The 14701-nt window shown below is 36.3% G+C and carries 10 protein-coding genes and 1 tRNA gene; 9 read left to right on the top strand and 2 right to left on the bottom strand.

Features of this window, described 5'->3' with window-relative positions:
- From L2586_RS19110 to L2586_RS19090, 5 genes are all read left to right on the top strand, one after another.
- A complete protein-coding gene (locus L2586_RS19110; protein WP_235294550.1) occupies nucleotides 1-1491 on the top strand; it encodes a DUF1501 domain-containing protein in 1491 nt (496 codons plus the stop codon).
- 3 nt (nucleotides 1492-1494) lie between these two features.
- Nucleotides 1495-2403 (top strand): sugar phosphate isomerase/epimerase family protein, encoded by a 909-nt coding sequence (locus L2586_RS19105; RefSeq protein WP_235294549.1) that lies wholly within the window; start codon nucleotides 1495-1497, stop codon nucleotides 2401-2403.
- Complete coding sequence (locus tag L2586_RS19100) at nucleotides 2396-3754, top strand: c-type cytochrome domain-containing protein (protein ID WP_235294548.1); 1359 nt, start codon at nucleotides 2396-2398, stop codon at nucleotides 3752-3754. The genes L2586_RS19105 and L2586_RS19100 overlap by 8 nt, the downstream gene beginning before the upstream one ends.
- Before the next feature lie 312 nt (nucleotides 3755-4066).
- Nucleotides 4067-4924, top strand: coding sequence for a hypothetical protein (locus tag L2586_RS19095; protein WP_235294547.1), 858 nt, complete (start codon nucleotides 4067-4069; stop codon nucleotides 4922-4924).
- A 22-nt stretch (nucleotides 4925-4946) separates the two neighbouring features.
- Nucleotides 4947-5513: a 5-formyltetrahydrofolate cyclo-ligase gene (locus L2586_RS19090; RefSeq protein ID WP_235294546.1), complete on the top strand. Its 567-nt coding sequence runs from the start codon at nucleotides 4947-4949 to the stop codon at nucleotides 5511-5513.
- On the opposite strand, the gene ubiE is transcribed toward L2586_RS19090, so the two are convergent.
- A complete protein-coding gene (gene ubiE / locus L2586_RS19085) occupies nucleotides 5487-6218 on the bottom strand; it encodes a bifunctional demethylmenaquinone methyltransferase/2-methoxy-6-polyprenyl-1,4-benzoquinol methylase UbiE (protein WP_235294545.1) in 732 nt (243 codons plus the stop codon). The genes L2586_RS19090 and ubiE overlap by 27 nt on opposite strands.
- Before the next feature lie 335 nt (nucleotides 6219-6553).
- A tRNA-Arg gene (locus L2586_RS19080) sits at nucleotides 6554-6627 on the bottom strand.
- 541 nt (nucleotides 6628-7168) lie between these two features.
- Between L2586_RS19080 and L2586_RS19075 the strand changes: the two genes are divergently transcribed.
- Genes L2586_RS19075 through L2586_RS19060 form a run of 4 tightly spaced genes read left to right on the top strand, consistent with a single transcriptional unit; the run spans nucleotide 7169 to nucleotide 14657 of the window.
- Nucleotides 7169-8011 (top strand): endonuclease/exonuclease/phosphatase family protein, encoded by an 843-nt coding sequence (locus L2586_RS19075; RefSeq protein WP_235294544.1) that lies wholly within the window; start codon nucleotides 7169-7171, stop codon nucleotides 8009-8011.
- Nucleotides 8008-8733 carry a hypothetical protein gene (locus L2586_RS19070; protein WP_235294543.1) on the top strand — a complete coding sequence of 242 codons (726 nt, stop codon included), beginning with the start codon at nucleotides 8008-8010 and terminating at the stop codon, nucleotides 8731-8733. The genes L2586_RS19075 and L2586_RS19070 overlap by 4 nt, the downstream gene beginning before the upstream one ends.
- A gap of 18 nt (nucleotides 8734-8751) precedes the next feature.
- The gene (locus L2586_RS19065; RefSeq protein ID WP_235294542.1) at nucleotides 8752-11814 is read left to right on the top strand and encodes a virulence factor SrfB; all 3063 of its coding nucleotides are present in this window, start codon (nucleotides 8752-8754) and stop codon (nucleotides 11812-11814) included.
- 5 nt (nucleotides 11815-11819) lie between these two features.
- The gene (locus L2586_RS19060; RefSeq protein ID WP_235294541.1) at nucleotides 11820-14657 is read left to right on the top strand and encodes a virulence factor SrfC family protein; all 2838 of its coding nucleotides are present in this window, start codon (nucleotides 11820-11822) and stop codon (nucleotides 14655-14657) included.
- Nucleotides 14658-14701 lie beyond the last annotated feature (44 nt).

The following is a 14701-nucleotide window of genomic DNA, read 5'->3' as shown; positions in this document are numbered from 1 at the left end:
ATGAAATACAACATCGAAAAATTGTGGCGAGAGCATAGCTTAAAGAATGCTGAATTAAATTCAAGACGAGTATTTCTCAAGAATGCTGGAATAAGCCTAGGTGCACTTGCACTTGGTTCTTTCCTACCCGGATGCAAAACTCCTGGAATGCAAGAAAAAGCGCTCGACCTCAATCCACTCATGCCTAAGAGTCCTCATTTTGCGGCTAAAGCAAAATCTGTAATCTATATCCACATGGCAGGAGCGCCCTCCCAATTCGAACTGTTCGATTTCAAACCAGAATTAAATAAGTTAAATGGAATGGATTGCCCTCCATCTTTATTAGCAGGAAAGAAATTCGCCTTCATTAGAGGTATTCCTAAAATGTTAGGTAATCAAGCACAATTCGAACAAGTAGGTGACTCAGGAGCCTGGGTTTCTGAGAATTTGCCCCACTTTAAGAAAGTGGTTGACGAAGTTTCCTTTTTAAGAGGAATTCATACAGACCAATTTAACCACGCACCAGCGCAGATCATGATGCATTCTGGAAGTGCGATTATAGGTCGACCGAGCTTGGGAAGTTGGGCAACTTATGGACTAGGTTCTGAAAATCAAAATCTACCTGGATTCGTAGTGCTTACATCTGGTGGAGTTAATCCTGACGCAGGGAAGCAAGTATGGGGAAGTGGCTTTCTGCCATCGGTATATCAAGGAGTTCAATGCCGATCCAGTGGAGATCCAGTACTCTTTCTAAATAATCCAGAAAACACGACACGTGATATTCGTAAGTTATCGATTAACGCGATTAATGATGTGAATAAACTAACATATGACGAGTTCAAAGATCCAGAAACGGTTTCTCGGATATCGCAATATGAAATGGCATTTAGAATGCAAATGTCTGTACCTGAAGTGATGGATATTTCTTCAGAACCTGAGTCTATCCACAAATTATACGGAACAGAACCAGGAAAAGAATCTTTCGCAAACAACGCGCTTCTAGCAAGAAAACTGGTAGAAAAAGGCGTAAGATTTGTCCAACTCTTTGACTGGGGCTGGGATGCACATGGAGTTTCCAGAGATACCTCACTCGGTATCGGACTAAAAAACAAATGTAGAGAAACAGACAAGCCTGTTGCAGCCTTACTCTTAGATTTAAAACAAAGAGGATTGTTGGACGAAACGTTAGTGATCTGGGGTGGAGAATTCGGACGAACGCCTATGCAAGAAAACAGGAATGGCGTTTCTCAAGTATATGCTGGAAGAGATCATCATCCGAACGCCTTCACGATGTGGATGGCTGGCGGTGGTATCAAACAAGGTGAGTCTCATGGTGAAACAGATGAAATAGGATATGAACCAACTCGAGATAAAAAATCTATTCATGATATTCATGCGACGATATTAAATCAATTAGGATTCGATCATGAGCAGTTCACCCATGAATTTCAAGGAAGAAGATTCAGACTTACAGATGTGGAAGGAAGGGTCATTAAAAGTATCATAACTTAAAGAATGAGTAATAGACGAAATTTTATAAAAAAATCAGCCATTGTTACCGGTGGGATTCCTTTTTTAGGTTCCTTAGATTTACTGCCTAGTTTCAAGTTGAACCAAAAGGCCAATATAGAAATATACAATACCAACTGGGGATTCAGTGGCAGCACAGAGGAATTTTGCGCTAAGTCCAAGGCAGAAGGCTATGACGGAATCGAACTTTGGTGTCCACGAGACGAAGCGGATCGAAAAGAAATGCTTGCTCTTACCGAAAAGTATCAGTTAAAATTAGGTCTACTTGCTGGTAATTCAGGTGCCACGCCAGCAGAAAATATCTCTAGTTTCAAATCTGCCATACAGAATGCGATTTCATGCAAACCAGCATTTATCAATTGCCATTCCGGAAAGGACTTTTTCACTTATGATCAGAATAAACAATTTATAGAATATACAATCGGAGAGTCTAATAAGTCTGGCATTCCGATACATCATGAAACACATCGTGGGCGCATTTTATATAATGTTCCTATCGCTGAAAAATTCATTTCAGCTTATGAGGCGTTAACGCTTACTCTAGACATTTCCCACTGGACTGTAGTTCATGAGTCTCTACTAGCGAATCAAGCAAAAGCTGTACAAAAAGCACTATCTAGAACAGGACATATACATTCTAGGATAGGTTTTCAAGAAGCACCCCAGATTCCTAATCCAGACGATGATCAATACAAAGCTGCCATCGAAGCACATTTTGCTTGGTGGGATGAAGTAGTCAGAATCAAAGCAGAAAAGCAAGAAACACTGACGATGACAACGGAATTCGGTCCTCCACCCTACATGTGGACACAACCTTATAGTAAAGAACCTCTGGCGAATGTGTGGGATGTTAATGTGCAAATGATGAAAATGTGGAGAAAGCGATATGATTGATTTTTTAGGAAGAACCCATCTATTATTATTACACTTGCCTATAGGGATATTATTGCTAGGGTTCACCATTGAATGGGCGAGGCATTTCAAGTGGATCACGATTTCTAAAAGCGCATTATCACTGGCTTATTTCATCGGTGCATTGTCAGCAATTTTCGCTTGTCTTTCTGGATATTTTTTATCTGAAGGCTATAATTATACTGATGAAGAAACATATAATCATTTCTGGGCTGGAATCGTGACTGCCGTTCTTGCCACTTCTATTTTCATGGTCAATGTTTGGACTCAAAGTCCATATCAAAAATGGCTAGCACTTGGACTAGCTATATCGGTTGCCGTAACTGGACACCTCGGTGGAAGTTTAACACATGGAGAAGGATTCCTAAATCCAGCAACTATGGCAGAAGAGAAAAGTAGTACTCCCGTTTTTGATGTAGAGGATATTCCTAATGCTCAAGTTTTCGATGACATTATATTTCCTGTTCTTGATGCCAAATGTATTAGCTGCCATGGACCGAATAAAATCAAAGGAAAACTCAGAATGGATAGCCCAGACTTCATTCTTGCTGGGGGCAAATCTGGTGATGACTTAATGGGACAGAATGGTGCAATTCAAACTAGGATCGACCTGCCTATTAGTAATGACAAACACATGCCACCAAAAAACAAAACACAATTGACAGAGGATGAGAATATCATTATTTCTTGGTGGTTAGCTAATGGTGGGAGTTTTGACTCAAAAGTCAATGAAATAAATGCCAGTCCAGATTTCATCATGCAAATCGAGAAAATGATCAGAACTTCATCGGCACAATCTCATGAAGCGAATATCGCTGCATTTCTGCCAGAAGAAGACCCCGGTCCGATAGATGAAGAAGCACTTATCAAAATTAAGGCGTCCAATATTGTGGCATTGCCAGCAGGTGAAGAGAGCAATTTCGTAGAATTGAATTTTGTGAATGTAGAAAATTTGGATGCTGAGCTTTTTAGTCAACTGGATCCAATACTAAATCATATTACCCGATTGCAACTAAGTGACCAAGACGTTACAGATGAACATATGAAATCTATTAGTCGAATGAAGAATTTAGTCAAATTGTACTTAGATAATACAAAAATCACTGATCAGGGAATAAGTCTACTAAAGGATATACCGTATCTTAACTATCTGAATGTCAATGGAACTCAAGTAAGCGATGCTGGAATTTCTAGTTTATCAAGTCTGCCTCAGCTAAAGAAAGTATATGGTTTTCATACAGGGATTACTTTGGATTCCTTGAGCAGTGGCATTGAAATCATAAAGGGAAATTTCGTACTAGAACCACTACCGTCCGATACCATTAGGTTGTAAAAAAATTACCCGAATAAGTAATGAAATTTTTGAACAATAATCATTATTTTTGGAAAGGTAATCCAGAAAGCACAATTGCAATGTATCGATGATCATTGCAGCCATAGCTGCACATCATTCGACATCTAAGTATTGATTGTTCATAAAGTGATTTTCAGTCTTGAAAAATGACTTTTCGGTTTACCTGATTAGTTAACCCAATCATCTAAAATGTCAATATCGCAGGCTTCAACTAAAGACTCAGGACAAACATTGGTCTAATTATTAACCCTATATTACATTAATGGTGCTGGAAAATAACCTTAGAACCAAATGAATACTCTATTAAAAACACTTTACGTCATACTTGTCACCTTCCTCACAGCCGTGACCACAATGAATCTAAAAGCTATCCTATTCCACTATGATAATGGCTGGGATGGTATCGCCGCAGTACTCGGAGGATTAATGGTTGGTGCTGTTCTCGGACTAGTCGGAGGAATCTATTCCTTGAAATGGATACCAGAAGAAAAGCTGAAACTTTCTATCCTCATCGTCCTCATTTTAAATGTATTGATGATCGGTGTTGTCTTCGTCAGAGCTGAAATGAGAAAGGTAAAGAGTATGAGGCTAGAACGAATCGCAGTGCATGCGCCGAAGTATCTTGGCATCTATTCTATTCATTTCGAAAATAACAAAGTCATTCCCTTCTACAGTGTGAATTATAAGGATGATCAACAAACTTTTCGGAAAATTGACAGTTTTGCAATTAATGAAAACAGCATGGACTTAGCATATGCTCCTCCTTATTTCATGCCCTACTATTCTAAAACAGACTACCAAGTTCTACAATTTAATGTAAAGTCTCTTCATCATAATTACGCAGAAGTTGTCGTCAATAAAATCAATGGACAGACTAGCTTTCTGAGTCTGGATGATGGCAAATTTGAAAATTGGACCTCTTATTTGCTTTCCGGGAACAGCATCGATCTAATAAGCGATGATGTGACCCTCTATCATAGACCGCTAACTTATGCCGACCCACAAAAGATGCTAGACGATGATCTATTGAAAGTGCTCAGTGTGCAAGAAGATTGGATTCAAGTTAAAGGGTCATCTGGAAAGATTGCTTGGTTAAAATGGTATAACGAAGATGGAGAAGTTACCGTCAGAGTAAACTATTTTGAGTAAAAATCAGTTGATTAGTTATAACATGAAAAACGAAATAACCGCCCAGAAATCAGCATTAAGAAAAATCATCTTGAAAGAGAGAGATTCCCTTGACGCTAGCTATAAAAATGAATATGATCAGTGGATCTGCGACGAATTGTATAAACTGATTAAGGCGAAGCAATTTAGGGTTATTCACACTTACTTGCCTATTAGGTCAGAAATTGACATTCTGCCACTCATTGAAAAATTGATAGATGAAAATTACACCATTATCTCACCTAAAACATTGGCCGCTAGAAAATTAGAACATTTTATTTTAAGCGATGTTGAAAAATTAGAGACAGGACTTTTTGGAACACTTTACCCGCATGGGAATACATATTTCGAGGAAGAAACCTATGACTTGATTATCATTCCTGGAGTAGCATTTGGTGAGCAAAGATATCGTCTAGGTTACGGAGGTGGATACTACGACAATTTCCTTGAAGACCATCCTTTAGCTTATAAAGTAGGTCTTTGTTATCCATTTCAGGTCGTAAAAGACTTACCGAAAGAAGAACATGATGCCAAGCTCGATTTTTTACTTTACCGCTCTGTAGATCGTTGAAATTCCACCAGCTTGCGGATAGACATCAACTGTAGAATAACCCACAGATAATAAAATCTTTTTGAGTGCTTCACCGTATGGAAATTTATGTGCCGAGTTAGATAAGTAGGCATATGCCTTTTTATCTTTCGAAAACAACCTACCTACTAATGGAATAAAAAACTTTGTATGAATACCATAACCAAAACGCATAAAAGCAGACTTCGGAACAGATGTTTCCAAAATTACTAATTTCCCTCCTGATCTTAAAACTCTAAGGATTTCTGTCAATCCTTTTTCTAAATCTTCGAAATTTCTAATGCCATAAGACACAGAAACGACATCGAAAGAATCAGAATCAAAAGGCATATTTTCAGCATCTCCACTTTGGAAGGATACTTTATCTTCAAGATTTAATTTCTTAGCTTTTACAGATGCTATTTCAAGCATTCCAGTGGAGATATCCTGACCGATAATATTAGCATCAGATTTTCCAGCATACATTAAAGCCATATCGCCCGTTCCAGTGGCCACATCTAAGATATCTTTCGGATTATCTTCGACTACCAATTGATGAACTTTTCTTCGCCATCCTTGATCCATACCAAAAGTAATTACTCTGTTCATCACGTCATAATTTCCCGAGATATTATCAAACATCTGAGTCACTTGTGATTTTTTTCCTTCTTGGGAATCACTGTATGGTTTTATACTTTCTTCTTTCATCAACATCTAATTATAAATCTTAAACATGAAACTTTAAGATTGGTTTATTCTTGCGTCACGGAGACCTCTTAACTATAGAAGCGCAATTTCTACAATCTTATCCAGAAAATGCCAATCTAAATGAATTAAACCGATAAAAAAATTGAAAAGTAGGTTAATAATCTTGCTTGCTCATGGAGAAAGGTCAGCTTATTCCGTCCATCAGAAGTTACATTCATCATATCATCTTGCAAAAGAATACAAAAGATGAATCTGGATATTAGGTATAAAAAAAATCCTCACAAGTAAAACTTGGAGGATTTTTATCGAAAAACATCTCTTAACTGTCTTTCTAGTGATCCCGACAGGGTTCGAACCTGTGACCTGCTCATTAGAAGTGAGCTGCTCTATCCAGCTGAGCTACGGAACCTTCATACTTAATTTCTTAAGCGGCTGCAAATTTATGTTTTTTTTATAAAATTACAACCAAAAATAAACATAATATTTTCATATAATTGTTTTATAGTAATAAAAACAAACACTTACACACAATAAGAAACTGTATATCAACGAATTACACACAATGCAACCATACATAGTTTTTGCTTTTTCATTGACTATATTTTATCTTTTAACGCGTTTGAGCTTGCTAACTGATCCTGTAATATCTGCGACGTGTGGAAGATCAATATAGAGTGAATCAGTTGGAAGAAGTGGGTTTCATTATAGTATCACCTCCATAAAGCCTTATACTAGACAAGTGTAACAAAATAAAGCTATCTTGATTGACAAGTTAAAGCTTAAGTTTTGAAAACTTTTACATCTTCACATAATGTAAGCCTTTATGCTTCAGTTCCTCACCTCAATACAACTACTATTTTGCAAAAAGTGTTAAATATTCTATTCGCTGATCGAATAACTTAATATTTTATTACTTTCGATTGTAATAACAACACACACCACGTTTCTTTATGCATATATTTCAAAGGTTATCATGCTTAATTGTCTTTGTATCTTTATCCATATCCATTTTTGGGCAGTCCCTAAAGATTGTATCTTGGAATCTTAAAGATTTTGGGCAAAGTAGAGATGACGTAGAAATAGAACTTATCGCAAAAGAAATTCGGAATGCTGATATAGTTGCCATTCAAGAAGTGGTAGCCAAACATCCAGGTGGTGCTCAAGCTGTTGCAAGATTAGCTGACCAACTCAATCGCACGGGGGCTAAATGGGACTACAGAATAAGTGATCCTACTCAAAGTTCATCGCCATATAAAAGCGAACGATATGCTTTCCTCTGGAAAACTTCTAAAGTCACCATTACAGGCGGGGCACCTAAACTAATATCTTCATTATCTAGTATAGTGGAAAGAGAACCTTTTCTAATTCAATTTAAAACGAAGTCTAAAGAAGTCATTACTCTTTTAAACTATCACTCCTGCACTCATACAAAGTTCTATCCCGAAAGGGCTGAGATAAAAGCGATTTCAAATTGGCTATTGAATCAGACATTTCATAACGTAATATGGTGTGGAGACATGAATCTTGTCATAGATGATATCGCCTTTGAGAAGATATTATCTTCAGGATACACATCAGTCTTAAGTGGGCAAAAGACTTCTTTAAAAATGAAATGTACAGAAGGAAATTACCTCAGCAGAGCTGAGGATAATGTATTATATAATTTATCTACACTTAACTATAAAGGTGGAAAAGTATTAGATTTTGTAAGTAAGGGAGATTGTGAAGATGTTACTTGGAAACGGACGAGTTATAGTGATCATTTGTCGATTGAAATAGAAGTGGGGATATGAAATATAAGTTCCCATGGTTAAATATTATCTGTGCATTAGGGTTAATACTAATGATCTCCTCTTGCGAGACAGATGAGCAGAGGTACGTAAGAATAAAATTAGAAATAGAAATTAAAAAATCAGAAGCTAAGTTAATTGCAGAAACTGAAGCACATGAGCTAATTGAAAAGGAAAGAAACGAAAGAATTGAACAAGAGGAACGAATAAAAAGAGAAAAGCAAAAAATAGAAGAAGCTGAACGAAGAAAAGCTCTTGAAAAGAAAAGAAATAAAGAACTAGCCGAAATTGAGAAATGGAAATCCAATTCATTATTAACAGGTGCTACTCCTTGGAGTAACTGCTATGGCAAAACAAATTATTGTAATTCTAATTCCTGTTCTCAGATATCTGTGAAAACACCATATAGTTCTGATGTAATAGTAACATTAAAACAAAATGGTAGCGTGGTTCGACATGCATATATCCATAAACGAAGTTCATTTACTTTTGAGATTCCAGATGGTTCTTACCAGCCTTTCTTTTATTATGGAAATGGATGGAATCCAAACAAATCAAAAAATAGTTCAGTATGTGGAACATTGAAAGGAGCATTTGTTAGTGGAGAAAGTATAAGTAAAGATAAAATACAAATTTTATCAAATAACATCCTAAGCTATGAATTGATCCTTCAAGAGAACGGGAATCTACAGACTAAACCAAGTAATGAAGAAGAAGCATTTTGATAAAATGAAATAAACCAAATGAATATAATAGCTAATACTGGTATACAAATAATAAACTTTGAGATTGACATTGACCCTAATGCTGATATAACAAGAGGTCTTAAATTTTACGAATACTTTGATACAGATGAATTAAAAGTAAACTTAGAATTTGCACATTATTTCCCAGAATTAGACAAATACGTCAGCCGACAAAGTCTTTTCATAAATGGCTACATTGATACAGAAGGCAACGTAGATAAGGAACCTGACATCAATGATCTTAAAGAGATTAATCCTGAGACAGAAGTTTTTTCCATTGTAGACATTGAGAATACAATTTCATCTTTGGTCGACAAATGGATACCAGTACCTTTGTTCGAAAAGGATAATAGTGGCATATCAATATTCGGACCTTCAAATTGGGCAAGAATACTTTTATCTAAGAAGTCACAAAATGCAGTTGATAAAAGATACTCTGTAACATTGGCAATAGATACTACATCAATTCATGCCCCAACCACCAAAGACCATTTCAAGCCATACTTTGAGGTAGAAGATCAATTCAAGAAGTTTGAACTTTGTGGACGACAAGAAATGCTCTTGGATTTTTGCAGTGAACAAAAAGACTGTGAATGGGTACATGACTACATTTTGAGAGAAACTCTTGGAAGTGAAGACAATATTCCGCAGGATTTCCCTGCCATGAAGTATCTGGGAGAGTACATTTATCTATTGCATTATTTGCAAAAACTTGGTAATTTCCCTGAAGTCATTTTATATCCAAACAGGGGTGAATCGATTAATATTGATTTAGTCTTGGATATAGGAAATTCTAGAACATGTGGACTACTATATGATAACGAGACGGCTGAAAAACCTTTTAGCAAAGTCAAAAAACTAGAGATACAAAATCTCACCAATCCCATCAAAAAGTCTGACGATCCTTTTTCTATGAGGTTAGCTTTCAGCAAAGCCGATTTCGGTGGCTTTGGCCCGAGTACAGGGCAATTTACATGGCCTAGTATATTACGCGTCGGTTCTGAGGCACAATCCCTTATATATAATTCCACAACTGGGATTGATATTGGAAAGAATACTATTACAAATCACTCAAGCCCAAAAAGGTACTTGTGGGACGATAAAATGTCAGATGTAGAATGGGAGTATTGTTTGACAGATCCAGATGCTGACAACAGATCTATATTCATTGAGGGGGTTTCCGATCAATTCAATAGCGATGGCACTTTCAGCAAGGATTCTGATTTCGGATTACGGACAAGTTACAGTAAACGATCATTGATGACTTTTGTCTTCTTAGAGATTTTAGCACATGCCACCGTTCAAATCAACAGTTATCAATTTAGGAAAGATCACGGAAGTATAGCCATACCTAGAAAATTACATCGGATAGTAGTTACCTGCCCCACGGCAATGGTCCGAGAGGAACAAAGAATATTGAGGACAGCCGCAAAAGAAGCAAGTATTGTTTTGCAGAGGTACATCGATGATAGCTACAAGAGTTCTTTTGATGAAGATACCTTTACACATAATGTTCAAATCGTACCTTCCCTGAGAGATTTCATGCCCACTCGAGGTGGTGATGTTCCTATAAAAGTAGATTGGCCATACGATGAAGCGACTTGCAATCAAATGGTATTTATGTATGGTGAAGTTTCAAACAGATATCTAAATGATGCAGATAAATTTTTCAATTTGTATGGCAAAAAAAGATATGCAGATGAAGAATCAAATAAGAAGAGTATTACAATAGCCTCTCTTGATATTGGAGGTGGAACAACCGATCTTATGATTTGTAATTATACCTATGAATCTGAAGGCAAAACGATCTTGAAGCCAAAACCAATCTATTGGGAAAGTTTCAATCTAGCGGGTGATGAACTACTTAAAACCATCGTTAAGGATGTCATATTAGAAGGGCACATATTTGATGAAGAACTAAGGGGTAGTATTGGTGTCATTCAAAACCATCTACTAGAAAAAGGAATTTCTAACGTACAAGAGCGTCTTAATACCTTCTTCGGCCCAGATAGTAATCTGATTAATGATGAAGCTAAAAGCATACGAAGAGACTTCAATGTACAAATTTCAATTCCTATAGCACTCAAATATATCGAGCTTACTCAGCAAAAGTCTAGGGATTTTGTAATGAGATTTGAAGACATATTTGACAATCCGAAGCTTCAACCAAATGAACGCATTCTTGAGGCATTTGAACAGCACTTTGGCACATCATTTAAAGATATAAGATGGAAATTTAGCAGAACTAGAATAGATAGTATCATCGAAAAGGTATTTGAACCCATGTTAAAAAAGATAGCTACTCTATTTTTCGCTCATGATTGCGATTTTGTACTACTAGCTGGAAAGCCAACATCACTGCATAAAATAGAAGATTTATTCTTGAAATTTTTCCCTGTTTCCCCTGATCGAATCATATCACTGAATAAATATAGAGTAGGAACTTGGTATCCTTTTGCTGATGGAAATGGCTACTTTCAAGATCAAAAATCATTAGTTGCAGTAGGTGCGATGGTAGCGCTATTAGGAGATAGATTAGATAAATTCATCGGCTTTGGATTTGATCTATCCATACTGAAAGACAAATTAGTTTCCACTGCAAATTATATCGGTGCATACGATCTTAGAATGAAGAATGTGCCTAAATCAAGTCTTACACCTATACAACATAAAAGTAATTTGAATATTGCTGGCGTTCCTGCATTTATTGGAGCCAAGCAATTAGACACTATTTCCTATCCGTCTAGAGTGATCTTCGAAATTGACTTCGATGACAAAGCAATACGAGAACTTATCGAACGTCGCAACGGGACTGGTGATGCCAGTAGCTCTGAAGTCGAGTTATATAAATCGAGAATTAAAAGTGGTATGCCATTGAAACTCTCTATTACTAGGGACTATAGACTGAATAAAGAAAACATAAAAATCGAATCAATTACTAATGCAAACGGTGACGAGCTGCCTGCCAAACTAATCACATTAAAGTTAAAAACAATAGCTGCTAATAATGGCTATTGGTTAGATAATGGTGCATTTGTATTAAGTATTAATCCAAGATAATTAAGATGGAAAAATTGATAATTAAGGCTGAAAAACTCCAACCAATTGTTACTAAATCCACTGATTGGGTAAATACTTGGTTGTCTAATGGGAAAAAAGAGAAAAGCTACGATCGTCTGGTGGGCATAAGAAGGCAAATCAACAAAATAAAAATAGCCCTTTCGGAAAATCCAGCATCAGCGGTATATGGAGAAAGTCAAGTAGGAAAGTCCTATCTTATCAAGAACCTACTAAGTACCAAAGGCGGGACGTTTACAATTTTGGACAATTCAAGTTCGCAAGAATACGATTTTTTAGCAGACATAAATCCTAAAGGTGGTGGAGTAGAAGCCACAAGTGTAGTAACAAGGTTTTCAACAAAGGTCAATATTCCAAATTCTGCTTTTCCGATTTTAGTAAAACTTCTAAGTGTAAAGGACATCGGATTGTTTTTAATTGATAGCTGCTTTAACGAATTAAAAGATAGTATAGTCCCTCTAAGTGTTGAAGAAATCAATCAGCAACTTATTGACTTGGAAAGATTTTGTACGTCATCTCAATCCGTATTAACAGAGGATGATATTTATGATATGAGAGACTACCTCAATGAGTTTATGTCTAGCCATATTGCAGTGAATAACCTAAAAGATTCTCACTATTGGAGAAAGGTTCCTAAACTTATAGCGCAACTTGATGAAAGCAATTGGTATAAGGTATTTTCGATCGTCTGGTCCAACAATGAAAGCTTTAACAACATTTTCAATACCCTGATAAAGGAGCTGTCAAATCTTCGATTTTCATCAAAAGTTTATTGCAACTTCGAAGCTGTTTTGAGAAAATACGGAACAATTCTAGATGTCAATAGGTTAAAACAGCTTACAGGTAATTCTTCCGCTCCTGACGCTACAGATGGTTTCAAGCCCTCTGTAGATTTGTTTGTAGAAGTAGCTGACGGCCATCGAAAATTAAGTATTGAAAAGTCCTACCTCTGCGCCCTAGCCTCAGAAGTAGTATTTAAAGTAAATCCAGACCTTGAAGATCATAAGCCATTTTTAAAAAAACTTGATTTACTGGATTTTCCAGGTGCAAGAGGCCGAGTAGAGTTAAATGAAGATACTATTAGGAATGATATGGGTAGTGTGCTATTAAGAGGAAAAGTAGCATATATGTTTAACAAATACTCGTCAGAGTACTTAATCAGTAATTTAATTTTTTGTAACAGTAGTCAGCAAAGTGATGTCACTTTTATTCCGAGGCTTCTGAATAATTGGATTTCCAAATACATAGGTGAAAATCCTGAAGCTAGAGAAGACTTCATGAAATCTTCTACTGTTCCACCGCTTTTCATAGTATACACGTGGTTTAATTCTGATCTGGCTTATAGTTCATTTGTAGATCGAGATAAGAATAGCCTTTCGATGAAATGGACCAAGAGATTTGATCGAATATTTGTAGAGGATATAGTATCTGAAAAGTACGATTGGCATAAGAACTGGAGTTCATCTCAACCGTTCTTTAAAAATATGTATATGCTTAGAGACTTTCACAAATCCGAAGAATTGAGCAACATTTATTCTGGTTATGAAAAATATGGTGAGGAGGTAGAAAGACAGAATCCCACTAAGTATCCAAATTATTGGAATGATCTTGAAAATACTTTTGTAAATTACCCTTTCGTGAGAAATCACTTTGATCATCCACAGAAGGTATGGGATGAATCTGCCACAAAGAATAATGACGGTAGTGAACCCATTATCAAAAATCTAACCATCTCGACTGAAGGCAATGCGCGTATAGTAAGATTTCAAAAAATTCTTGACAAACTGCATAAGGACGCAATTCTTGAATTGGAAAAACACCATCACAGTGATGAAGGTGATAAGCACATTATAATGGCAGTGACTAGCGCTTCCAAAATTCAATTAGACTTGGATACCACCTTTGGACGTGACCCCTATTTCTTTGGGAAGTTGATGAAAAAATTCCTCATAAATGAAGGAGAAGTTTTCAATTATTACAAGAGATTACTTGCTAATATACAAGAGGAAAACAAAACAGACATATCAGAACACGCAGCAATAAGACTGTCTAATCCTACTCTCTCACCCAAGAACACTTTTGATGAAAACGTAGAAATTTTAGTTAATAACTACAACATGACAAGGGAAGAAGTATTGCTATACTTTAAAGAAAAAAATATCAACTTACACGAGCTATTTAATGGAGGTATCAACCAACTAAAATCCAATTCCCAGTTCCTAGCAACTAGTTTAATCGATTATTGGAAGAAATTATTTCTCAATCCTGAGAAATTTGAATGGTTTGCCAGTAATGGTCTTTCTCCTACTTCATTAGACGATCTCCTATCCAATATGAAGCTAATAATGGACAAGCATGATGTGGCTGATAAGATGGCAAGCGAAATGAGAGCATATGTAGATCGGATTGATAAAATTGATGCGGCTGAGAATATGCTTGCAGATATAAGTGCAGCTACTCTTAATAATTTTATAAATAGTATGGGAGTAGACTTCTTACCTGATAGTGAAATGGACAATATCAAGCAAACCAACGAAGACAATCAATTGGGATTAAACTTTGATCACAACGAACCCCAGTCACTTAATGTGAGTCCTGAATATCTAGTTTCCCTATTTGAGACAATGGACGATTTACCTAAAATACTTAATAGTCATCCGATAAACAAAGATGCTCTTCAAAATTTGCCTGGATTTAGTCAATATAGCAAGTGGAAATCAAAAATGAAAACAGCCTTTGTCGCTAATTGTGACATACCACAATATGATATTTTGGCTAATAATGAAATAGGTCAATTAATAGAAAATTTAACGGATGAGGCATAACTAACATTGAAACTTACATCAGTAATAGATTGAATATAGCTTCA

This window comes from Portibacter lacus, assembly GCF_021533215.1.
In the GTDB taxonomy this organism is placed as follows: domain Bacteria; phylum Bacteroidota; class Bacteroidia; order Chitinophagales; family Saprospiraceae; genus Portibacter; species Portibacter lacus.
This window is presented reverse-complemented; position numbering and strand designations above follow the sequence as displayed.